The sequence below is a fragment of the Desulfonatronum parangueonense genome (genome assembly GCF_054656975.1).
In genome coordinates this window covers 84,613-105,420 of sequence record NZ_BAAHXH010000003.1, presented here as the reverse complement: position 1 = coordinate 105,420, position 20,808 = coordinate 84,613, and the positions used below count along the sequence as shown (strand labels likewise).

Annotated in this window: 17 protein-coding genes; 4 read left to right on the top strand and 13 right to left on the bottom strand. The window is 54.2% G+C overall.

What is annotated here, in order from left to right; genetic code table 11:
- Positions 1 to 92: 92 nt before the first annotated feature.
- The gene (locus ACYQ15_RS01000) at positions 93 to 1,277 is read right to left on the bottom strand and encodes an ATP-binding protein (protein WP_459935674.1); all 1,185 of its coding nucleotides are present in this window, start codon (positions 1,275 to 1,277) and stop codon (positions 93 to 95) included.
- 369 nt (positions 1,278 to 1,646) lie between these two features.
- Positions 1,647 to 1,814 carry a hypothetical protein gene (locus ACYQ15_RS00995; protein WP_459935673.1) on the bottom strand — a complete coding sequence of 56 codons (168 nt, stop codon included), beginning with the start codon at positions 1,812 to 1,814 and terminating at the stop codon, positions 1,647 to 1,649.
- A 121-nt stretch (positions 1,815 to 1,935) separates the two neighbouring features.
- On the opposite strand from ACYQ15_RS00995, the gene ACYQ15_RS00990 reads away from it, so the two are divergent.
- Positions 1,936 to 2,154, top strand: a complete 219-nt coding sequence (locus ACYQ15_RS00990) for a type II toxin-antitoxin system RelE family toxin (protein ID WP_459935672.1) — start codon at positions 1,936 to 1,938, stop codon at positions 2,152 to 2,154.
- 165 nt (positions 2,155 to 2,319) lie between these two features.
- Here ACYQ15_RS00990 and ACYQ15_RS00985 read toward each other — a convergent pair whose 3' ends face one another.
- Together ACYQ15_RS00985 and ACYQ15_RS00980 are read right to left on the bottom strand one after the other, a co-directional pair.
- Positions 2,320 to 2,565 carry a type II toxin-antitoxin system VapC family toxin gene (locus tag ACYQ15_RS00985; protein WP_459935671.1) on the bottom strand — a complete coding sequence of 82 codons (246 nt, stop codon included), beginning with the start codon at positions 2,563 to 2,565 and terminating at the stop codon, positions 2,320 to 2,322.
- A gap of 118 nt (positions 2,566 to 2,683) precedes the next feature.
- Positions 2,684 to 2,836, bottom strand: a complete 153-nt coding sequence (locus tag ACYQ15_RS00980) for a hypothetical protein (protein ID WP_459935670.1) — start codon at positions 2,834 to 2,836, stop codon at positions 2,684 to 2,686.
- Positions 2,837 to 3,016: 180 nt separating this feature from the next.
- Between ACYQ15_RS00980 and ACYQ15_RS00975 the strand changes: the two genes are divergently transcribed.
- The gene (locus ACYQ15_RS00975; protein ID WP_459935669.1) at positions 3,017 to 4,843 is read left to right on the top strand and encodes an IS1634 family transposase; all 1,827 of its coding nucleotides are present in this window, start codon (positions 3,017 to 3,019) and stop codon (positions 4,841 to 4,843) included.
- 426 nt (positions 4,844 to 5,269) lie between these two features.
- Here the strand turns inward: ACYQ15_RS00975 and ACYQ15_RS00970 are convergent, their stop codons facing one another.
- The 4 genes from ACYQ15_RS00970 to ACYQ15_RS00955 form a co-directional block, all read right to left on the bottom strand.
- Positions 5,270 to 7,096: an IS1634 family transposase gene (locus tag ACYQ15_RS00970; RefSeq protein WP_459935669.1), complete on the bottom strand. Its 1,827-nt coding sequence runs from the start codon at positions 7,094 to 7,096 to the stop codon at positions 5,270 to 5,272.
- 244 nt (positions 7,097 to 7,340) lie between these two features.
- A complete protein-coding gene (locus tag ACYQ15_RS00965) occupies positions 7,341 to 8,501 on the bottom strand; it encodes an RNA-binding domain-containing protein (RefSeq protein WP_459935668.1) in 1,161 nt (386 codons plus the stop codon).
- Between the two features lie 130 nt (positions 8,502 to 8,631).
- Positions 8,632 to 9,060: a hypothetical protein gene (locus tag ACYQ15_RS00960; RefSeq protein WP_459935667.1), complete on the bottom strand. Its 429-nt coding sequence runs from the start codon at positions 9,058 to 9,060 to the stop codon at positions 8,632 to 8,634.
- 380 nt (positions 9,061 to 9,440) lie between these two features.
- Positions 9,441 to 10,460: an alpha-hydroxy-acid oxidizing protein gene (locus ACYQ15_RS00955; RefSeq protein WP_459935666.1), complete on the bottom strand. Its 1,020-nt coding sequence runs from the start codon at positions 10,458 to 10,460 to the stop codon at positions 9,441 to 9,443.
- A 262-nt stretch (positions 10,461 to 10,722) separates the two neighbouring features.
- On the opposite strand from ACYQ15_RS00955, the gene ACYQ15_RS00950 reads away from it, so the two are divergent.
- Entirely contained in the window at positions 10,723 to 11,814 is a 1,092-nt protein-coding gene (locus ACYQ15_RS00950) for a two-component system sensor histidine kinase NtrB (protein ID WP_459935665.1), read from the top strand.
- A 214-nt stretch (positions 11,815 to 12,028) separates the two neighbouring features.
- On the opposite strand, the gene lon is transcribed toward ACYQ15_RS00950, so the two are convergent.
- The 3 genes from lon to radC form a co-directional block, all read right to left on the bottom strand.
- Complete coding sequence (lon, locus tag ACYQ15_RS00945; protein WP_459935664.1) at positions 12,029 to 14,485, bottom strand: endopeptidase La; 2,457 nt, start codon at positions 14,483 to 14,485, stop codon at positions 12,029 to 12,031.
- A gap of 314 nt (positions 14,486 to 14,799) precedes the next feature.
- Positions 14,800 to 15,084 carry an acylphosphatase gene (locus ACYQ15_RS00940; RefSeq protein WP_459935663.1) on the bottom strand — a complete coding sequence of 95 codons (285 nt, stop codon included), beginning with the start codon at positions 15,082 to 15,084 and terminating at the stop codon, positions 14,800 to 14,802.
- A gap of 19 nt (positions 15,085 to 15,103) precedes the next feature.
- Positions 15,104 to 15,781 (bottom strand): RadC family protein, encoded by a 678-nt coding sequence (radC, locus tag ACYQ15_RS00935; protein ID WP_459935662.1) that lies wholly within the window; start codon positions 15,779 to 15,781, stop codon positions 15,104 to 15,106.
- 6 nt (positions 15,782 to 15,787) lie between these two features.
- Here radC and ACYQ15_RS00930 point away from each other — a divergent pair, with 6 nt between their 5' ends.
- Complete coding sequence (locus ACYQ15_RS00930; RefSeq protein WP_459935661.1) at positions 15,788 to 16,015, top strand: hypothetical protein; 228 nt, start codon at positions 15,788 to 15,790, stop codon at positions 16,013 to 16,015.
- Here the strand turns inward: ACYQ15_RS00930 and ACYQ15_RS00925 are convergent.
- Both ACYQ15_RS00925 and leuS read right to left on the bottom strand, forming a co-directional pair.
- Positions 16,006 to 16,989, bottom strand: coding sequence for a DNA polymerase III subunit delta (locus ACYQ15_RS00925; protein WP_459935660.1), 984 nt, complete (start codon positions 16,987 to 16,989; stop codon positions 16,006 to 16,008). The genes ACYQ15_RS00930 and ACYQ15_RS00925 overlap by 10 nt on opposite strands.
- 1,272 nt (positions 16,990 to 18,261) lie before the next feature.
- Complete coding sequence (leuS, locus tag ACYQ15_RS00920; RefSeq protein WP_459935659.1) at positions 18,262 to 20,790, bottom strand: leucine--tRNA ligase; 2,529 nt, start codon at positions 20,788 to 20,790, stop codon at positions 18,262 to 18,264.
- Between the last annotated feature and the right edge of the window lie 18 nt (positions 20,791 to 20,808).

The window sequence follows — 20,808 nt, the reverse complement described above, 5'->3', positions numbered from 1 at the left end:
CATCCTGATCCTGAAAAGAAGAATCTGTTCGAGGCTACCAAATAAGCTGTACCTCAAATCCCCAACGCAGTTGCCAATTGCAACCAACACTTTCAATTTGCAAAAAAATGGACAACCCTGTTTCGCAATTCGCTAATATCGATGACTGGCCAGACCTCCCAGGACGATCTACGCTGCGCCGTTTGGCCGCCGAAAATAACCATCCCCCCCTTGATGCGCTCCCCCGCCACTCCGGCAAATCGATCAAGCCCCTTGAAATAGTCTCTGTTCACAGTCTGTCCGGCCTTGATTTCGACCAGGACAAGGTCATGGCCGCTCTCCATGACCACGTCCACCTCGTTGCCCGCACTGTCGCGATAAAAGGAAAGTCTGGGGCGGATCCCTTGATGGTAATGCTGCTTGAACAGTTCAGCCACGACCATGTTTTCGAAAAGGTTTCCACGTAGTGGGTCTCTGCTCACCTGTTTTTCATTATCCAAACCAAGGAGATAAGAAGCCAGTCCGACATCCCAGAAATAGATTTTCGGGGTCTTGACCAGACGCTTGGAGATGTTGGCATGCCAAGGGGGCAATTGAAAAATGACATAGCTGGCCTCGAGAATGGAAATCCACTCCCTGGCCGTGGTATGCGTCACTCCGGCATCGTTGCCCAGGCTGTTCAGATTCAAAAGCTGACCGACCCTGCCGGCGCAGAGCCGTACAAACCGCTCAAAAGCGCCGACATTGCGGATCAGAACGAGCTGCCGGACATCGCGCTGCACATACGTTTCAAAATAGTCGGCCATGGCCTGTGTCGGATTGATGCGCATCTGGTGCAGGCGGGGATAAAAACCATGCAGAAGAAGCTTGTCCACATCGGAAACGTCCAAGAAGGGCTGTACTTCGCGAAAATCAAAAGGCAGCAGGGTTAGCAGGCCGGTTCTGCCCGCCAGGGACTGACTCAGGACCTCACGGACATTGAACTGCTGGCTGCCCGTGAGAATGAATCGCCCCGGCACCGGGTCCTCGTCTACCATGGGCTGAAGGTAGGACAGCAGTTCAGGGGCACGCTGAATCTCGTCCAGGATGGCTCCCTCCCTGCACTCACTCAAAAAGCCTCGGGGGTCGTCCACGGCGAATTGCCGGACATCCGGAGCTTCAAGGTTGACATACTTCCTGTCCGGGTAGGCCATCCTGCAGAGGGTCGTCTTGCCGCTTTGCCGGGGACCTGTGACCGTGACCACCGGATATTTGACAGCAAGGGCATGGAGTGCCTGTTCGATTGTTCTTGTCCGCATGAAAAAAGGGTACTCGAGCCTGTACAAATTGCAAGTTGAACTTTCAAATTACATTACTGGAAGCAGTAACTGTGCACGTAGGGACAGGGCAGGAAGAGGTTAGACATTTGAGGCAAGCGTCCAGGTAATAACTGTTATTTGTTTGACCCTAGTCGACAGCTCGTGGCTGGTGGTTCGTAGCTGGTGGCTGATAGCTCACCTGATGGCGAATGCGGCAAGGGGCAAGGCTGAATCTCAATCCGCGATGCAGGTGCAAATGCAATCGAGATTTCCATTTTGCAAAAAGTCAACCGCCAAACGATAGATATTGTCCTGGTTTCCACGGGACTGCCTCCATTTTGATTCAGGCAGTTGGAAAAATGGGCTGACTCAATTTGGTAGGTACTGATCAAGCCAGTGTTCAAGATTCAATAACGAACAAATCAGCAGGCGGCGGTTCTTTTTGCCTACAAGGTGCTCGAGGATCAACGACCTGACGGAATTCCCGTCCAGGTACTCGTAAATCCGGGCGTTGCGCTTTACGAGTTGATTGGTCACATAGGAAATCGACTCACCCTTGAACCAGGAGGCGTCGGGCGCGGAAAAGCCCTGTTTATTGCCTGGGAAACGGTTTCCGGGACATATCTGGACATGACTGGCTCCGGATCTTCGAGACCAGATGAAAAAGAAGCTCTCTCAGCGATTGGAGCATCCGCACGTCCCCTCGGCCGCTCCTTGGGGCAAGGAGAATTGCTACAAACTCAAGCTGCGCAAGGTAGGATACAGACTTAATTACAGGGTTGAGAAGGATGCCGTTATCACGGTCATGGGCGTTGGCAAACGCGACAAGCTGAAGGTCTATTCCGAAGCCGAGTCACAAGTGCGCATCAACAGTTAAATTCTCGCATTAACGATCTTTAATTTTGTGGCTGGTAGTTCATGGCTCAAAGCTGAAAGCGTATCAGTTTAGAGCACCGAGCTGAAAGATCAAAGATCACCCAAGGCGACTTCGACCTCGGCCATATATATGCCACTACACCGATACCAGGGTCTCCTTTATCTCTTAATATTCAGAGAACTTGCTATCAGCGCTTACGAGTCGTGCTTCATGATTGATGGAAGTTGCAATTATGATACGATCCTGGGGATCTTTGTGATGCTCAGGCAACGCAGCGGCAAGACAGGCAATCTCACAGGAAACCGGCAGACTGATAATATGGGCATCCTCAGTCGCTTGAGTTATCCACTCCTGAACAGGGATTTCCAGATGAATTCTCCCATGTTCGCTCAACCATGTCACTTCAAACATGAAATTGCAGAAATTGTGACAAGTTCCGTCTGCTCAATCAGCTTTATAATTTCCACCGGGAGTCGTTGGGATGTCTGGTTGATCCACCATATCCAGATGTGCGTATCCAAGATGAGCATCAGAAAATACCCCAGTCTTCATGAGGAGCTGAAGAAAAAATGTCACCTTTTTCCAACACCACCCCTTTGAGTTTTTCAGGCGGGCGTCTCTTTTGGACAGGTAGCGAATCTACCTGAAGAGGAAACAGGACAATTAATTCAACTTGTTGCATTGGCTTAACCCAAGTTTACTAATTGCTGGGCCCAAAACCATTTTTTCGGGTCATTTTCAGGCAGACTCCGAATGTAAGCATTTAATATAATTAACATGAGCTTCCAGGAAAGGTCGTTGTAGTGCCCATATGGATAGCCTTGGGGGTTGCCAAGCCTCGTGAGTATGCTACAATGGCCCGATGTTTATCCGCGAAAAAGTCAAACAAAACAAAAACCCGAAGAAAGTTTATCATGCTCACTTTCTCGTAGAGTCCATCAGAACGGTCAATGGCCCAAGGCAGCGAACAATTCTCAAGCTGGGAACGCTCTCGTTGCCCAAGGAGAAATGGAAAGCTCTGGCCAATCGGATCGAGGAGATTTACCTCGGATCCCAAAACTTTTTACAAGTCGATCCTGAGGTTGAACCACTGGCGAGCCACTTTGCCAGGCTCCTGATCCAACAAAAAATCGCCGAGAAACAGCAGGCTCCGCAAGAAGATAAGGGAGGCCCGGATTATTTGACCGTAGATGTCAGTGAACTCTCCTCTTCACCGGCGAAGTCGGTCGGGGCGGAACATGTCGGCGTGCATGCCATGCAACAGCTCGGTTTTTTTGATCTCTTCAAAGAACTTGATTTAACGAGAAGGCAGTCCGACTTGGCGACCTTGTCCATCGTAGGCCGACTTGTTCATCCCTGCAGCGAGAACGAACTCAAACGCTTTGCAAAAGAAAACAGCGCGTTAGACCTGATCCTGAATACCGATTTTTCAAGAATCGGCCAAAATGAACTCTACAATGTTTCGGATCTGCTCTTTGAAAACAAAGAGCACATTGAATCCTTTTTGCGCAATCGCGCCAAGAAAGTGTTCTGTCTTAAGGAAACCATCATCTTATACGACTTGACGAACACGCATTTTGAAGGCGCGGTCAAGCAATGCTCCAAGGCTCATCGAGGACGATCCAAGCAAAAGCAGCATCAAAGGCCGCTGGTGACGCTCGGCCTGGTCATGGATGAACTTGGTTTCCTCAAGTCCAGCAAAACCTTCGACGGTAACGTCGTCGAAGCTCATACTTTCCAGGAAATGATCAAGGATCTTCATCAACAATCCCAAGGACTACGACCGGTTTTACCGCTTTACAAGCCTACGGTGGTCATGGATGCCGGAATCGCCACCGAAGAGAACCTTGCTTTCCTCAAGGAACAAAATTTTGCGTATATTGTCGTATCTCGCAAGAAATACAAAGAAATTCCTGAAGGAGAGGCCGTCTCCGTTAAAGACGGCGTCACGGTCAAATCCTTCACTCAGGATGATGAGGTGATCCTGCATTGTCAAAGTCAATCCAAAGAACAAAAAGAACAGGGTATCGTCACAAAAGCTAAAGACAAGATGGAAGCCGAACTCAAGGCGTTGCGCGAGGGCCTGAGTCAGAAAAACAAGCTCAAAAAATACGTCAAGGTCCTGGAAAAGATCGGTAAGCTTCGCAAACAGTATTCGCGAGTCTCCAAAGCCTTTGAAATCAACGTCACACAAGATGAAGACTTGGCCGTGGATCTCGTATGGACCTATGATCCGAAAAAACTGGGCAAACCCTACGACGGCAGCTACTTTCTGCGTACAAGTCGCACCGACCTCGATCCGGCCCGGATATGGGAGGTCTACATCATGCTGACGATTCTGGAGGGAGCCTTCCGTCACATGAAGAGCGAACTTGGCCTGCGTCCGAACTTCCACCGAAAAGAGGACCGCATCGAGGGTCACATGTTCATAACCGTGCTGGCCTACCACCTCTTGCATTGGATCGGGTACAGGCTCAAAAAGGCGGGCATGTGCAGTTCGTGGACAGGGATCAGGGAAACCCTTGATACCCATCGTCTTCTGACCACCAGCATGCCCGTCAAGGATGGTGGAATTGTGAGTATTCGGCACTGCACAACTCCAACGGTCGAACAAGCGAAAATCTACAACGTCTTGGGCGCTTCGGGGATGCCAATCAAAAAAACGAAGGTGGTCACGAAACAAAAGTAGTGCCTACGAGATGCCGCAAATCCAACGTAACACGCTAAAATAAAATGAATAATCTTCAACGCATTAGTAAACTTGGGTTAAAAGTCGGCAAATTTATGAGCCTTCCCGCTTTATCAGTAAAGGTCGTTATTTTCTGTGCTTGCATCAACTTTCTCCTGATAATACTTACTGAGTTGGCTGGGGATAGAGGCAGGAACTGGCCTACTGGGTCTCTGAGACTGATAAAAAATTGTAATACTAATCAAATCAAGACCGTAATAACAGAAAACTGAAATGGTACCTGACAGGTTGAGCGAATGTTAAAGTAACTTTTGCCGTCAGTGGTAGTTATTCAAAAAATTCAAGGTAACCCAAGTTTACTAATGCGTTGAAGATTATTCATTTTATTTTAGCGTGTTACGTTGGATTTGCGGCATCTCGTAGGCACTACTTTTGTTTCGTGACCACCTTCGTTTTTTTGATTGGCATCCCCGAAGCGCCCAAGACGTTGTAGATTTTCGCTTGTTCGACCGTTGGAGTTGTGCAGTGCCGAATACTCACAATTCCACCATCCTTGACGGGCATGCTGGTGGTCAGAAGACGATGGGTATCAAGGGTTTCCCTGATCCCTGTCCACGAACTGCACATGCCCGCCTTTTTGAGCCTGTACCCGATCCAATGCAAGAGGTGGTAGGCCAGCACGGTTATGAACATGTGACCCTCGATGCGGTCCTCTTTTCGGTGGAAGTTCGGACGCAGGCCAAGTTCGCTCTTCATGTGACGGAAGGCTCCCTCCAGAATCGTCAGCATGATGTAGACCTCCCATATCCGGGCCGGATCGAGGTCGGTGCGACTTGTACGCAGAAAGTAGCTGCCGTCGTAGGGTTTGCCCAGTTTTTTCGGATCATAGGTCCATACGAGATCCACGGCCAAGTCTTCATCTTGTGTGACGTTGATTTCAAAGGCTTTGGAGACTCGCGAATACTGTTTGCGAAGCTTACCGATCTTTTCCAGGACCTTGACGTATTTTTTGAGCTTGTTTTTCTGACTCAGGCCCTCGCGCAACGCCTTGAGTTCGGCTTCCATCTTGTCTTTAGCTTTTGTGACGATACCCTGTTCTTTTTGTTCTTTGGATTGACTTTGACAATGCAGGATCACCTCATCATCCTGAGTGAAGGATTTGACCGTGACGCCGTCTTTAACGGAGACGGCCTCTCCTTCAGGAATTTCTTTGTATTTCTTGCGAGATACGACAATATACGCAAAATTTTGTTCCTTGAGGAAAGCAAGGTTCTCTTCGGTGGCGATTCCGGCATCCATGACCACCGTAGGCTTGTAAAGCGGTAAAACCGGTCGTAGTCCTTGGGATTGTTGATGAAGATCCTTGATCATTTCCTGGAAAGTATGAGCTTCGACGACGTTACCGTCGAAGGTTTTGCTGGACTTGAGGAAACCAAGTTCATCCATGACCAGGCCGAGCGTCACCAGCGGCCTTTGATGCTGCTTTTGCTTGGATCGTCCTCGATGAGCCTTGGAGCATTGCTTGACCGCGCCTTCAAAATGCGTGTTCGTCAAGTCGTATAAGATGATGGTTTCCTTAAGACAGAACACTTTCTTGGCGCGATTGCGCAAAAAGGATTCAATGTGCTCTTTGTTTTCAAAGAGCAGATCCGAAACATTGTAGAGTTCATTTTGGCCGATTCTTGAAAAATCGGTATTCAGGATCAGGTCTAACGCGCTGTTTTCTTTTGCAAAGCGTTTGAGTTCGTTCTCGCTGCAGGGATGAACAAGTCGGCCTACGATGGACAAGGTCGCCAAGTCGGACTGCCTTCTCGTTAAATCAAGTTCTTTGAAGAGATCAAAAAAACCGAGCTGTTGCATGGCATGCACGCCGACATGTTCCGCCCCGACCGACTTCGCCGGTGAAGAGGAGAGTTCACTGACATCTACGGTCAAATAATCCGGGCCTCCCTTATCTTCTTGCGGAGCCTGCTGTTTCTCGGCGATTTTTTGTTGGATCAGGAGCCTGGCAAAGTGGCTCGCCAGTGGTTCAACCTCAGGATCGACTTGTAAAAAGTTTTGGGATCCGAGGTAAATCTCCTCGATCCGATTGGCCAGAGCTTTCCATTTCTCCTTGGGCAACGAGAGCGTTCCCAGCTTGAGAATTGTTCGCTGCCTTGGGCCATTGACCGTTCTGATGGACTCTACGAGAAAGTGAGCATGATAAACTTTCTTCGGGTTTTTGTTTTGTTTGACTTTTTCGCGGATAAACATCGGGCCATTGTAGCATACTCACGAGGCTTGGCAACCCCCAAGGCTATCCATATGGGCACTACAACGACCTTTCCTGGAAGCTCATGTTAATTATATTAAATGCTTACATTCGGAGTCTGCCTGAAAATGACCCGAAAAAATGGTTTTGGGCCCAGCAATTAGTAAACTTGGGGTAAGATAATTACATCATTGGTTTGACCATAGCCAACAGCTCATTGCCGAATTAGAAACTCTCAGTCATCAGCTATGAGCCAGGTGTTAGCCTGACCACGAATTCCCCTCTGTCTTTAGTCAGGAAAAAATCGCATTCAATATTATTTTGTGCCGCGGTGCGCATCATCTTGAGAATGCCCTTGCCGCGCTTTTCCATATATCCCAAACCTGCCAGAAAAGAGGCGAGAGCCTGATTCCGGGTGAACTGGCGGTAGATCATGCTTTCAAGGGTCAGGGTGTTGGGCAGTGCGCCTGGGGAGCGGATTTCCAATCTGTCCTGGAAGAGCAGGACCCTGATGGACGATCCGGTGATGGTGTAGTCACGATGACAGACCGCGTTGACTACGGCTTCCCGCAAGAGGTCCACGGGGTAGAGGTAGGTGTCCACTCGTTGCAGTTCATTGGCAAGATGCGTTCGCTTGGGCATGGTCAGCTTGAGAAATGCGATGGCGTTTTCAATAAGCTGATCCTGAGTTCCGGTCAGGTCTTCCTCGCGGATAACGTCTGAAAGAAAATCACTTCCTGCGTACGCCCCACAGGATACGGTATATGATGGGAAGTGCTTTTGCGGATCCTTGCCGAACACCAGCAACCCCGCCAGAGTTGGATAGGTGCCTGATTCCGTCGCGGTCAGAATGGACAAGTTGACCAACTCCTGCTCCAAGCCCAGTTCATGCTCCGCGTCCAGTCCTTGCTGCCCAAGCCGACGCAAGTAGGCGTCAACTTTTGGAATGGCAATGCTCTGAGGGGAAGCGCTCAGGACCGGGGTTTCGTCGAACTGCAGCAGATTTCGCTTCTGAAAAAGCCGGAGCAGTTCCTGCTGGGTCGGCTGTTTTGTCGAACCGACGCGAATGAAGTATTTCCCTGTTGCGGTTGCATACACTGCATCCCCGTGCTCGATGGTGACGACATAAATCAGCTTGTCACCGTGACGCATTTTTTCGATTTGAGGCAAAATCGAGGGCCGAATCGCATTGCGGCAGACATTGACAATAAAGGTTTCCATGTCAACTCGCTGGACGCCTTGCACTGTTCCGTCGTCCTCAACCCCGATCAAGATGACGCCGCCGGCAAAATTGGCCATGGAAACGATCTCCCCGGCCAGAGACTCCGCACGGACATCCTCGGTCTTGAATTCAACGGTCGACGATTCCCCGCTCATTAACATTGAGTGCAATTGTTCAAACGTCATCGCAAGGCAACTCCGATGGGCTGGTTCTTAGAGACCAGCGACACATTGTATCCAGAAGTCAAAAATTTGGCCTGATTGACTCCTTGCAGACAACCTTGGCTCGGCTCAAACCATGACAAACTCTCCCCCCTCACGTCCACCCAATGACCGACACCACCACCGGCCCCCCTTCCACGTCATGCTCCCCGGACAGTTTGTTCAATACGCTCTCATCTTCCACCGGGGCGAACATAGCAACAGTGATGCATTCCAGGCCCAGCTTGTCGGCATACCCGGCAGCCTGCTGAACGGATTGACGCAGCATGGCCATATCCACGAAACTCTTGACCTCAATAATCCCGGACTGCTCCCCGCATTTCAGGTGCAGATCCACACGGCCGTTGCCCGTGGGGAACTCGGGGCTGATCACGCAGCGTCTGCCCACCGCATTGCACAACCAGAAGTTGAGATGAAAATGCCCCACCGCCTCGGTATAATGCAGGTCGCTCCGCCGGGGCTGGTCCTGCCAGGGGTTCAAGCCCTTGGCCGTCTCAAAAGGATGATCAAATACGGGGAGCACGGGTGCACGGGGAAAGCAAGCTTGGTTTCCGGAATTCATCCTCTGCCCCCCCTTGGTCAGAATATCAGAGTGTAAGGAATATCAAAACGAATCCCGGATCCAGTTTTCCAGTATCAAAGGCGCCTTGATACGTTCAAAATGCCGAATATTTTTCGTAACAAGAACAGCCCCCAAAGATAGCGCGTGGCCGGATTATCGCGTCACCCAGAGCAATGACACGGTTGAGTGATCAAGCCTGAAAAGGGCGGAAACCTCGATGTTTGTCGGTGCTTCCGCCCCTGACATTCTGAAGGGCCTTCCAGATCATGTTCCCCGACGGATCATCCTTGCCGTTTCTGCCAGGATGGATGTTGGACAATTTGAAGGCGAGCCGCCGAACACTATTTCGCCACTGTCCGAACGATTCCGGGATTCACTTCACCGGCCTTGGCCGTGCCGGTGAGGACCATGCACTGGGTCAGTTCCTGGCGGATCTTTTCCAGATAGGTTGCCGCGCCGTCCTTGCCGCCGCCCAGGACGGCGACCGAGAACGGCCGGCCGATGAGAACCGCGTCCGCCCCAAGGGCAAGCATGCGCAGGACATCCGCGCCGGAACGCACACCGCCGTCGGCAAGTACGGTGATCTGGCCACGCACGGCGTCAGCCACCTCGCGCAGGACTCTGGCCGTGCCGGGCGTTCCATCCAGGACGCGTCCTCCGTGATTGGACACCACGATTGCTGCGGCTCCGGCATCCACGCACATCTTGGCCTCGTCGGGCGTCATGATCCCCTTGACCACGAACTTGGCCTTGGTGCGCCGAATCACCTCCGCCAACTCCGCCGCGGGCTTGGGGGAGACCGGTCGGCCCATTTTACGCAACGTGATCAGGCCCGCGGCATCCACGTCCATGCCCACGACGGTCGCGCCCGCATCCAGGGCCTTGTCCAGCTTGGCAAAAAGTTCCTCGTCCTCCCAGGGCTTGATGAATGGAATGCCCCTGCCCTCCAGGGCCTTGACCGCGGCAAAGCCGCTTTCATGGATGAAGGGCGGAACGCCGTCGCCGGTGCAGCCGATGGTTCCGGCTTCGGCACATGCTGTGAGTTTGGCCAGGATGTAGTCCTCTTCAGCCATGCCGCCGCCCATGTTGAAGGAAACGCCCCCGATGGGCGCGGCCAAAACAGGCATGGAGAGATCGAATCCAAGAATGGACACGGACAAATCCGGCTGCGTGACTTCATGCAGACAGCGCATGTTCAGCTGGATTTCCGACAGGGCCCGCACATTGTCCTGAAACGACGATCCGGTTCCCAACCCGCCCATACCCGGCACTTCTCCGGCACAAACACGCCCGTCACAAACCGGACAGACCCGACAAAATCCCTTCATCAACGTCCGCGCCTGCACAAGTATTTCCTTCATGTTTTCCTCCCTTTTGTTTTACCATGTCCGACATTCATGACTTACAGCTTCAAGCCTGTGACAAAAAAAATTGTTATCGGTTATCGGTTATCGGTTATCGGTTTTAGTTATCTGGATTTTCCTGATAACTGACAACAATTAACTGATAACAAGCCAACTGATAACCGGCTTGCGGGCAAAGCCCACTTTGGAAAAACTTCTTCCCATACGATCCACAAATGCTTACCTTCAATTTGTTGATCGCCATCGACAAGAGGTTCCCATGCCGCCGTTCCTGCCCGACCAAATCGATTATTCGCACTTTGTCCAACAACTCCTGGAATCCTTGCCCCATGCTGCCTTCCTGTGCACCACGGACGGCAAGATACTCTACGCGAACCCTGGTGCTCAATCGACTTTCGGCCATGTGCCGGGTTGGTTTTGTGACCGGAATCTGAATGTTTTTTTCCCACAGGAAGATACCGAAATCTTCTGCCGCAACCTGCTCCGTCTGGCCTGGGACAAGGGCGCCTTGAGCGAGGAGGCGATGCTCCTGCGCCGCAACGGTGCCCGTTTCATGGCCATGATCCATTTGCGAAAATATGACCACCAAGCCCGGCTGCTGCTGCTCCACATCCAGGATATCGACCGTCAGAAACATATGGAAAACGTCCTGCAAGAAGTCGGCTACCAAGATTTGCTGCGGGTTGCCAATGGGGTCGGCCATGAAATTCGCAATCCCCTGCTGATCATCGGCGGCTACCTGCGCAAGATGTACGCCACCAGCAAGGTGACGGACGAAGACGACGCTTCGTATCAGTGCATTGTGGACAATTTGCGAAAAATTGAAAACATCGTTCGCAAAATCGAATTTTTCACCCATCCACCCAAGCCGGCGCTGTACAGCACATCAACCGCGCAGGTGGTGGACGCGAGTGTCGCATTCATGGCCCGGGAAATGAATGCGGCCCAAGTCCTGTGCTTTACCGACGTGGAACCCGTGCATCTGCTCATGGATCAAGGATTGATTACCAAGGCTGTCTGCATTCTCCTGGAAAACGCCCTGGATATCCTGTCCGGAGGTGGAGAAATCCGGATCACCGGACGTTGCAAGCCCGCCTGGTACGTCTTCAGCGTCCAGGACAATGGACCCGGCATCCCCGAAGAGCACCTTTCCTCCATTTTCAACCCATTTTTCAGCACCAAACCCCAAGGCGCCGGCATTGATCTGGCCATCCTCAAACGCATCATCGAGAATCATGGCGGCCAGGTCCACGTCACCTCGAAATCGGGACAAGGCGCCCGTTTCGACATCCTTCTGCCCCTGGAGCGACGCCGTCCCATTCGCCTTTCACCGCTCGAACATGCTCCGTGATTGGCTCCCGGGCAATCGTGGACACGGTCACCGACAACCATCTTAAAGGGGCTTTCGGACGTCCGGCTTTCGAGGCCGGTCCATCAGTGCGGGACGCATGTGCCACCCAATGTGCCCCTGGGTGAGTAATGGCAAATAAACCGTAAACATGCCAAAGGCAAAGGCCGCCTCGAAAGACGGCCTTTTGTCATGCAGTGCCCACGTATTCCACCGCCTATTTCTGACTTGCGCTGGAGACCAGGGGCCAGAGTTCGTCAACATGTTCCACGAACTTGACCTTGACCTTGCGGAGCAGTTCACTGGGGACTTCCTGCAGGTCCTTTTTGTTCTGGACGGGCACCAGCACGGTTTTCAACTGATGGGCCACGGCCGCCAGAATCTTTTCCTTGATCCCGCCCACCGGCATCACCCGGCCCCGCAGCGTGATCTCGCCGGTCATGGCCAGATCGTTTTTCACCGGAATGTTGGTCAGGGCCGAAAGCAGGGCTGAAACCAGGGTCACCCCGGCGGAAGGGCCATCCTTGGGGGTTGCGCCGGCGGGAACATGGATATGGATATCGGTTTTCTCCGCGAAATCCGGATCCAGTCCCAGCGTCTTGACCCGGCTCCGAGCGATGCTCAGGGCGGCCTGGGCGCTCTCCTTCATCACGTCGCCCAACTGTCCGGTCAGAATCAACTTGCCCTTGCCGGGCATGGTGCTCACTTCCACATGCAGCACCTCTCCTCCCACCGGAGTCCAGGCCAGCCCAAGCGCCACGCCGGGGTAGAGTTCCTTGTCCTTCTCGCTTTCCAGATGCCTGGGAACGCCCAACAGCCGGGTAACCATCCTGCCGTTCACCACGAAGGGCCCGGACTCGTCCTCGGCCACCTTGCGGGCCAACTTGCGGCAGATGGTACCCAGCTCCCGCTCGAGATTGCGCAGTCCCGCCTCTCGTGTATATTCGCGGATGACCTTGCCGATGATCTGGTCCGGAATCTCCACGTCCTCCGGGTTCAGCCCGTTTTCCTTGATCTGTCGCGGCAGCAGATACCGCTTCGCGATCTTGACCTTTTCCACTTCCGTATAACCGGGAATGCGAATGACCTCCATCCGGTCCAGCAGGGCTGACGGGATGGTGTCCAGCACATTGGCCGTACAGATGAACATGACCTTGGAGAGGTCAAAGGGAACGTTCAGGTAGTGGTCGCTGAAGGTGGAATTCTGTTCCGGGTCCAGCACTTCCAGCAGCGCCGAGGACGGATCGCCGCGGAAATCCGTGCCGACCTTGTCCACCTCGTCCAGCATGATCACCGGGTTGCGCGTGCCGGCCTGCTTGATGCTCTGGATGATCCTGCCGGGCATGGAGCCGATGTAGGTCCGGCGGTGGCCCCGAATTTCCGCTTCGTCCCGGATTCCGCCCAGGGACATGCGCACGAACTTGCGGCCCAGGGAACCGGCAATGGATCGCCCAAGGGAGGTCTTGCCCACGCCGGGAGGACCGACAAAACAGAGGATTGGCCCCTTCATGTCCGGATTGAGCTTGCGGACGCTGAGATATTCCAGAATCCGGTCCTTGACCTTGTCCAGACCGTAATGGTCGTCGTCCAGGACCTCCTTGGCCTTCTGGATGATCAGCTGATCCTTGGACAGCTTCTTCCAGGGCAATTCCACGATCCAGTCCAGATAGGTCCGGATCACCGTAGCCTCGGAGGATTCCGGATGCATGGACTCCAGCCGTTTCAGCTGCTTGTCCGTCTCCTTGCGCACGTCCTTGGGCAGGCCGGCTTTTTTCAGGGAAACCCGCAGTTCCTCAAGATCCTCGTCGCTTTCGCCGGAATCCCCCAGCTCCTTGCGAATGGCCTTGAGCTGCTCGCGCAGAAAAAATTCCCGCTGGGCCTTGTCCATCCCTTCCTTGGCCATGTTCTGGATCTTGGCCTGCATTTCCGCGACTTCGGCTTCCTTGAGCAGCTGTTGGTTGACCAGCGCCAGGCGCTGGACAGGATCCTCGCAAGCCAGAATTTCCTGGGCATCCTCGACCTTCATCCGCAGGTTGGAAGCGATGAGGTCCGCCAAACGGCCCGGCTCCTCCACGTTGTTCAGAACGGCCAGAACGTCCGGTGAGGCGATGCCGCGCAAGGAGAGGATTTTCTCGCTCTGCTCCCTGGCAGTCCGGACCATGGCCTCCAACTCAGGAGTCGGCTCCCGCGCCTCCTCCTCCATGATCGGCTCGATCTCCACCATGTGGAAGGGTTCATTCTGAACATACCCGGTGATCCGCGCCCGGGTCACGCCCTGGACCAGAACCTTCAAGCGACCGTCCGGCATTTTCAGCATGCGCATGATCGTGGCCAGGGTCCCCACGGAATGCACCTCTTCCGGACCGGGATCGTCGGTTTTTTCTTCTTTCTGGGTGGCAATCAGGATGTGCCTGTTGGAGTTCAGCGCGGCGTCCACGGCGAGAATGGACCGTTCCCGACCGACAAAAAGCGGCAGGATCATGTAGTTGAACACCACCACGTCCCGCACCGGCAGCAGGGGAACGTTCTGGGGCAGTTCCTGACCGGCGTTGCCGCCGTCGCGATCTTCGGATTCGGAAACCGGCTCCACGGAGGAACCAAGTTTCACATGTGCCTCCTGCTCCTCGGATTTATTTATGACTTCCACGTGCGGGGTATCGTCATTCGTACTCATATAAAAAACTCCTTTGGAATCTCGAATTCAAAATATCTCATCAGCTTGGATTCTCGTAAAGAACAACTCGATAAAATCGAAGCAGCTCATGGCTGGATCGCCTTCGCTTCGACTACAACATCATTCCATCATGGCTATTACTACAGCGACACTTTCATTCCATTATCTGACAAGGTTTGATTAACCACGGGGCCCACAGGGAACACAGGGAAAAAAATTGATTTCATTGAATATGTTCCCCGTGCCCCCCGTGATCCCCGTGGTTAAACTTTCAGCGGTGTCGGTTGGTGCATCAAAATGTCGTTGTGGTGCTATCATGGCCGCGATGACGCGGTGATTTCAAAATCGGTAAACGGTTTGCCGCCTTCCTGGTAGGTTACGTCGACTCCATCCACGCGACTCATGGGCGGTCCTTCGCCCAAGCGTTTCTGAAACGTTTTCAGGTCATGATCCGGCCCTTGGGCCGTCACTTCCACTCGTCCATCGGACACATTCCGAACCCATCCGGTCAAACCCAACCGGCGAGCCTGATTGCGGGTCCACGCCCGAAAAAAAACACCCTGAACGCGGCCGGAAACGTATGCATGCAATTCCTTCACGAACGTGCCTCCTGTTTCGTCAGAGCAAGCCTTGGGCCTGAAAGCTGAAGTAGTCGGATTCCGTGACAATGATATGGTCCAGAACCCGGACATCCATTTCCTGAGCCGCACGCTGCATTTTTCGCGTTAATTCCTGATCCTGAACGGACGGTTTTGGATCCCCGCCGGGATGATTGTGCACCAGGATCATGCCGCTGGCTTGATGGTGCAAAACCATGCGCAGGATCTCCCGCGGATAGACCGGCGTCTGGTCCACGGTACCCCGGCTGACTTGGCGCCACTGCACAAGACGATTCTTGTTGTCCACCAGGGCCACCCAAAACTGCTCGGTCAACTCGTGGCCAAGACGGGCAATGGCAAAATCCGCCACGGTCCGGGGATGGCTGAAGACCAGACGTTCCTGAACCGCCCCCTCCTGCACCCGGCCCCAGAATTCACGCCAGACATCCAGCAGGACGAGCACGCTGGGGCTCATCCCGGGAACCGTTTCCAGCTCGTTGGGGCGAGCGGAATAGATGCCGCGCAGCGAACCAAAACGGGTCAACATCTCCTTGGCCAGCTGCTTGGTGTCCCTGCGAGGCAGGGCATACCCAAGGAGAAGTTCCATGACTTCGTAATCCGCCAACCCTTGCGAATTTTCGGCAAGGCGGGCCTTGAGCCGTTTCCGGTGTCCGAGGTAATGCTTGTCCATGGGCATATAGGTATGGATGCTGGTTGTGGCAATGAAATTGGCCTAAAAAGCCAAATTTTTCAAAAAATATGGCTGCAGAAAACGGTTAATATCAACAAAAACCTTGAAAGCAAACCGTTTGGAGCCTCAAGTGGTCCTTTTGATTCTGATGGACGGCAAATATGGAGGAGGAAAGGCGAGGAAGGAACGTGTGAGGAACAAAGTGAACCTGGAGCAGGTTCACTGAAAGGTCATCTGTGAGCTTGAGAATGCCTGGAGAGGCTGGAGACGAGAAATTCCAGAATCTGGTCCGCCTGTTTACGGCCGGATTTAAGGTCCTTTTCCGCCTGGAAAATCAGGTTGATGATCGCGGCGATGCCCTGTTCACCCATCTGTCTGGCCAACCGTCGCTTGTCGTCCTTGATGTTCGGCGGCAAGGAGACGGAAGCATCCTCTCCTGCATTCAGCATCCAGAGGTTACGCATTTCCCACTGCAACAGTCCCAGGATCGGCATGAGCATTCCGGAACCGCTCGCCTCATGATCCATGAGCACGGTTCGCCAGATGTCGGGATTGGCCGGGGAACGCAACGCCGTTTTCAGAAAGGCGAAATTATCCATGGTCGACGCATCGCCCAGCAGGTGCAGGTCCGTATTCTCCACCTGACGCCGCTCGCCCAGGTGCAGCTCCAACTTCAGCAACTCGTTGCCGAAACGGGCGCCATCCAGGGGCAACAGGGCGACCATCCTTTCCGCGACATTGGGAGCAATGGAAATGCCCCGGTTGCCGGCCCAGCTTTGCAGCTCCGTGCGCAGCGTCTGCGGCGTCATGCCCGGGGATTCCCATAACCACTTCTTCTTGCGGGCCGCCTTGTAAAAATTCTGCCTGGCCAGCACCGCGGGCACGGCAGGCGTCTTGCCCTTCCAGGCCCCTTCCAGGCAGAAGAACACCCACAAGTCCGGGTTGGCCTTGCGCAGCAACGGCTCAAGATCCGACCAGACCTTGACGGTCAGGGCATTGGCCCGGCGCAGGATCACAATTCTGCCCTTGCCCAGAAGGCTGAGCAAACCGGGCATGGACAGCATGGTCCAGAATCCTGATTCAAGGGGCTCGTCTGCCCAGAACGTGGTCCTGCTCCACTCCGTGCATCCGGCGGTGCGGATCAGCCGGTTGATCTCCCGTTGCGTCATCCAGGGATCGGGGCAGATACAGAAAAAGAAGGGAGCGCGGGACATGCTGAGGTCACAAGGAAAATGGAGGGAGATTATGGATGGGGGCTTTGATCAAAAAAATGGTAACTACTCCGCAAACGTTCTTTCTCCGGTCATCGGAATCGGGGTCGGGGTCGGAATCGGTATCGAAAAAAAATCGGATGCCCTTCCACATGGCTTCGCTTCGATACCGACTCCGATACCGATACCGATTCCGATTCCGATACCGATACCGACTCCGATTCCGATTCCGATAACGACTCCGATTCCGAGCCAAACCCGGCAACAGCATTAGTATCGCTGAGTAGTTACAAAAATGGTAACTTCAGCATGCTACTGCCCTACGAACTTTGGCATCGCAGTCGGCGTCGGGATTGGAATCGCAGGCGGAATCATGCGCAGGCCTTCTCAACATTTTTCGAAACCGATTCCGACCCCGACACCGACCCCGATGTCGGAGCAGATCGCACACCGTGTGCTGAATAGTTACAAAAAGGTAACTGCTCAAAAACTCCGGGCGATGAAGTTCCCTTGTGCAGGTATACCCATCGACGCGAAGTTTCGTGACCAAGCTACTGGGGCCATGCTCCAGCCGGAACTTTGTCCTGAGTGCGTTACACCGTTGCCGCACTGGGGTGCGGCGCTCCCAGGATTTATCCCGTAGAATGCAACAAGTTTTTGAGCAGTTACCAAAAAAAATAACTACTCAGTTGAGCCAAAATAAAGATCTGGATACCGGCCTTGGCCGGTATGACTCTAACATGGAAACGGCTTGCTCCGTTCCGTCATTCCGGCGAAAGCCGGAATCCAGTGCTGGGGAGACTGGTCATATGCCGCATGTGCTGAATAGTTACCAAAACAAAACGTAACCATTCAGCACATCATCCGTATGGTCATAAATCCGCACTGGATTCCGGCTTTCGCCGGAATGACATATTGGAGAACCCGTTTCCACGTCAGTCATGCCGGCGAAAGCCGGTATCCAGGTCTTTTTTCTGACTTTGCTGAATAGTTACAACAAATCAAAACCATGTTGATCCAGAGAGCATGGAATCAAAAAAAGGAGGCGCAACAAGAAATTTGCCCAGGCAACTTGATGCTCCCCTATCACCTACAACGACATTTTGATGCATCAATCATTACTGCTGACGGTTGAACCACGGGGAGCACGGGGTGCACAGGGAACATATTACGTAAAACCAAAACTCTTTACCCCGTGGTCCCCGTGTGCCCCGTGGTTATAAATCTGACTAGGCGATGAAAATGGAAGTGTCGCTGTAGCGCTAAAAAGAATCATCATTTCCGGGTGACGATGTTCAGCAGCTTGCCGGGGACGAAGATCATTTTGGCGATTTCCCGGCCGGAAATGTGTTTTTGGATGTTTTCACTGGCCAGGGCCTCACGCTGAACCTGTTCACCGGAGGCATCCGCGGCAACGGTCATCTTGGAACGAACCTTGCCGTCCACCTGGACCACGATGGTCACTTCATCCTGAATCAGAGCCTGGGGGTCGTGCGTGGGCCAGGATTGGCGGGAAAGCAGATCGGCGTGCCCCATAAGCTGCCACATTTCCTCGCACAGGTGCGGCGTCACCGGAGAGAGCACCACCAGGGTGGACGCCACCGCCGAGGACAGCATTTTTTTGCCGGCCTCGGTGGTCCGCAAAACGTCCTTGACCTGGTACATGGTGTTGACCAGTTCCATGACCGCGGCAATCGCCGTATTGAATTGAAACCGGTCAGCGATGTCACCGGCCACCTTGACCACGGTGGCGTGCTCCTTGCGCCGCAGGGTCACGGCTTCGGGAACTCCCGCCGACTGGGCATCCTGGGCAGAGGCCGAGCATGGGGCAACGGCGGACAGATCCGGCGCCAGTTCCGTCACCAGCCGCCATAAACGGTGCGTAAACCGCTGCGCGCCTTCGATTCCGGAATCGCTCCAATCCAGATCCCGTTCGGCGGGAGCGGCAAACAGCAGGAACAAGCGCACCGCATCCGCGCCGTAGCGCTGGGTCATCTCGTCCGGCGAGACCACGTTGCCCTTGCTCTTGCTCATCTTGGCGCCGTCCTTGAGCACCATGCCCTGGGCCAGCAAGGCCTGGAACGGCTCGTCCATGGCGACGTATCCCAGGTCCCGCAGGGCCTTGACCCAGAATCTGGCGTACAGCAGATGCAGGATGGCATGCTCGACTCCGCCGATGTACTGATCCACAGGGCACCAGTAGGCCAGATCCTCGGACCGGAAAGGCTTCCCGTCCTCCCAGGGGGCGGTATAGCGCAAGAAGTACCAGGAACTCTCCACGAAGGTGTCCATGGTGTCCGTCTCCCGTCGGGCCGGTCCGCCGCAGAGGTTACAGGTTGTCCGCACGAACTCCTGGGCATCGGGCAGGGGGGAACGGCCGTCCGCACGGACCTGCAGATCCAGGGGCAAAACCACCGGCAGATTTTCTTCCTTTTCCGGGACTACGCCGCACGTTTCGCAGTACATGACCGGAATGGGCGCGCCCCAGTACCGTTGCCGGCTGATGTTCCAATCCCGCAGGCGGTAATTGATCGCCCGCCGGCCCAGGCCATGCTCTTCCAGGTGGTCGGCCACGGCCGCCTTGGCCGCCTCGTTGTCCATCCCCGTGAAGGGACCGGAATCCACAAGCAGACCTGGCTCCGGCCGGGCTTCGGTCATGGTGGCCCCGTCCATGGTCTGGCCCTCGGGAATGATCACAGGCAGAACTTCCAGGTCATATTTGCGGGCAAACTCGAAATCGCGCTGATCATGGGCGGGAACCGCCATGGCCGCACCGGTGCCGTAGCCCATGAGCACGAAATTGGCCACCCAGATGGGCATCTTCCGGCCTGTAAAGGGATTCAGGCAGTACCGTCCGGTGAACACGCCCTCCTTTTCCAGGTCCTCGGCGCCGCGAACCATCTTGTCCATGTTCCGGACCTTGTCGCAAAAAGCGCGGACTTCCGCCTCCCGGGACGATCCCGCGATCAGTTCCTCCACCAGGGGATGTTCCGCGGCCAGGCTCATGAACGTCGCACCGCATACCGTATCCTGGCGCGTGGTGAACACGCGGATGGACCGGGTCCCTCCCGGAGCAGGCTCGACCAGGGCAAATTCGATTTCCGCGCCGATGGACTTGCCGATCCAGTTGCGCTGCATGCTCACGACCCGCTCCGGCCAGCCGCCTTCAAGCCCGTCCAGATCCTGGAGCAGTTCCTCGGCGTATTTGGTGATCCGCAAGAACCACTGGGTCAGTTCCTTCTGTTCAACCTTCGTGTCGCAGCGCCAGCACAATCCGTTCTCAACCTGCTCGTTGGCCAGAACCGTGTTACAGGATTCGCACCAGTTCTGGGCGGCCTTGTGTCGGTAAGCCAGCCCCTGCTCCAGAAACTTCAGAAAGAAGAGCTGTTCCCAGCGATAATACTCCGGCAGACAGGTGGTGACTTCACGACGCCAGTCCAGGGAATAGCCCATCCGCTGCAACTGAGAGCGCATGGTGTCGATGTTTTCCATGGTCCACTTGGCCGGATGCACCCCGTGCTTGATCGCCGCGTTTTCCGCGGGCAGACCAAAGGCGTCCCACCCCATGGGGTGGAGGACGTTGAAGCCCTGCATCCGTTTCAAGCGGGCCACGGCATCTCCAATGGAGTAGACGCGGGCATGACCGATGTGGATGCGTCCGGAAGGATAGGGAAACATCTCCAAAACATAGTATTTGGGAAGCGCGGCATCGGTTTCCGAGTGAAACGTGCCCTGCTCTTCCCAGATCCGCTGCCACTTGATCTCGACTGATTGTGGATCATAACGATCCGTCGGCTTCTCCATTCCCTCTCCCGTACCTCG

What these genes read in the sequence shown, in the direction of transcription:
- ACYQ15_RS01000 (WP_459935674.1), bottom strand. Translation starts at nt 1,277, where the DNA reads ATGCGGACAAGAACAATCGAACAGGCACTCCATGCCCTTGCTGTCAAA.
- ACYQ15_RS00990 (WP_459935672.1), top strand. Translation starts at nt 1,936, where the DNA reads ATGAAAAAGAAGCTCTCTCAGCGATTGGAGCATCCGCACGTCCCCTCG.
- ACYQ15_RS00985 (WP_459935671.1), bottom strand. Translation starts at nt 2,565, where the DNA reads ATGTTTGAAGTGACATGGTTGAGCGAACATGGGAGAATTCATCTGGAA.
- ACYQ15_RS00980 (WP_459935670.1), bottom strand. Translation starts at nt 2,836, where the DNA reads ATGCAACAAGTTGAATTAATTGTCCTGTTTCCTCTTCAGGTAGATTCG.
- ACYQ15_RS00975 (WP_459935669.1), top strand. Translation starts at nt 3,017, where the DNA reads ATGTTTATCCGCGAAAAAGTCAAACAAAACAAAAACCCGAAGAAAGTT.
- ACYQ15_RS00970 (WP_459935669.1), bottom strand. Translation starts at nt 7,096, where the DNA reads ATGTTTATCCGCGAAAAAGTCAAACAAAACAAAAACCCGAAGAAAGTT.
- ACYQ15_RS00965 (WP_459935668.1), bottom strand. Translation starts at nt 8,501, where the DNA reads ATGACGTTTGAACAATTGCACTCAATGTTAATGAGCGGGGAATCGTCG.
- ACYQ15_RS00955 (WP_459935666.1), bottom strand. Translation starts at nt 10,460, where the DNA reads ATGAAGGAAATACTTGTGCAGGCGCGGACGTTGATGAAGGGATTTTGT.
- ACYQ15_RS00950 (WP_459935665.1), top strand. Translation starts at nt 10,723, where the DNA reads ATGCCGCCGTTCCTGCCCGACCAAATCGATTATTCGCACTTTGTCCAA.
- lon (WP_459935664.1), bottom strand. Translation starts at nt 14,485, where the DNA reads ATGAGTACGAATGACGATACCCCGCACGTGGAAGTCATAAATAAATCC.
- radC (WP_459935662.1), bottom strand. Translation starts at nt 15,781, where the DNA reads ATGCCCATGGACAAGCATTACCTCGGACACCGGAAACGGCTCAAGGCC.
- ACYQ15_RS00930 (WP_459935661.1), top strand. Translation starts at nt 15,788, where the DNA reads ATGGATGCTGGTTGTGGCAATGAAATTGGCCTAAAAAGCCAAATTTTT.
- ACYQ15_RS00925 (WP_459935660.1), bottom strand. Translation starts at nt 16,989, where the DNA reads ATGTCCCGCGCTCCCTTCTTTTTCTGTATCTGCCCCGATCCCTGGATG.
- leuS (WP_459935659.1), bottom strand. Translation starts at nt 20,790, where the DNA reads ATGGAGAAGCCGACGGATCGTTATGATCCACAATCAGTCGAGATCAAG.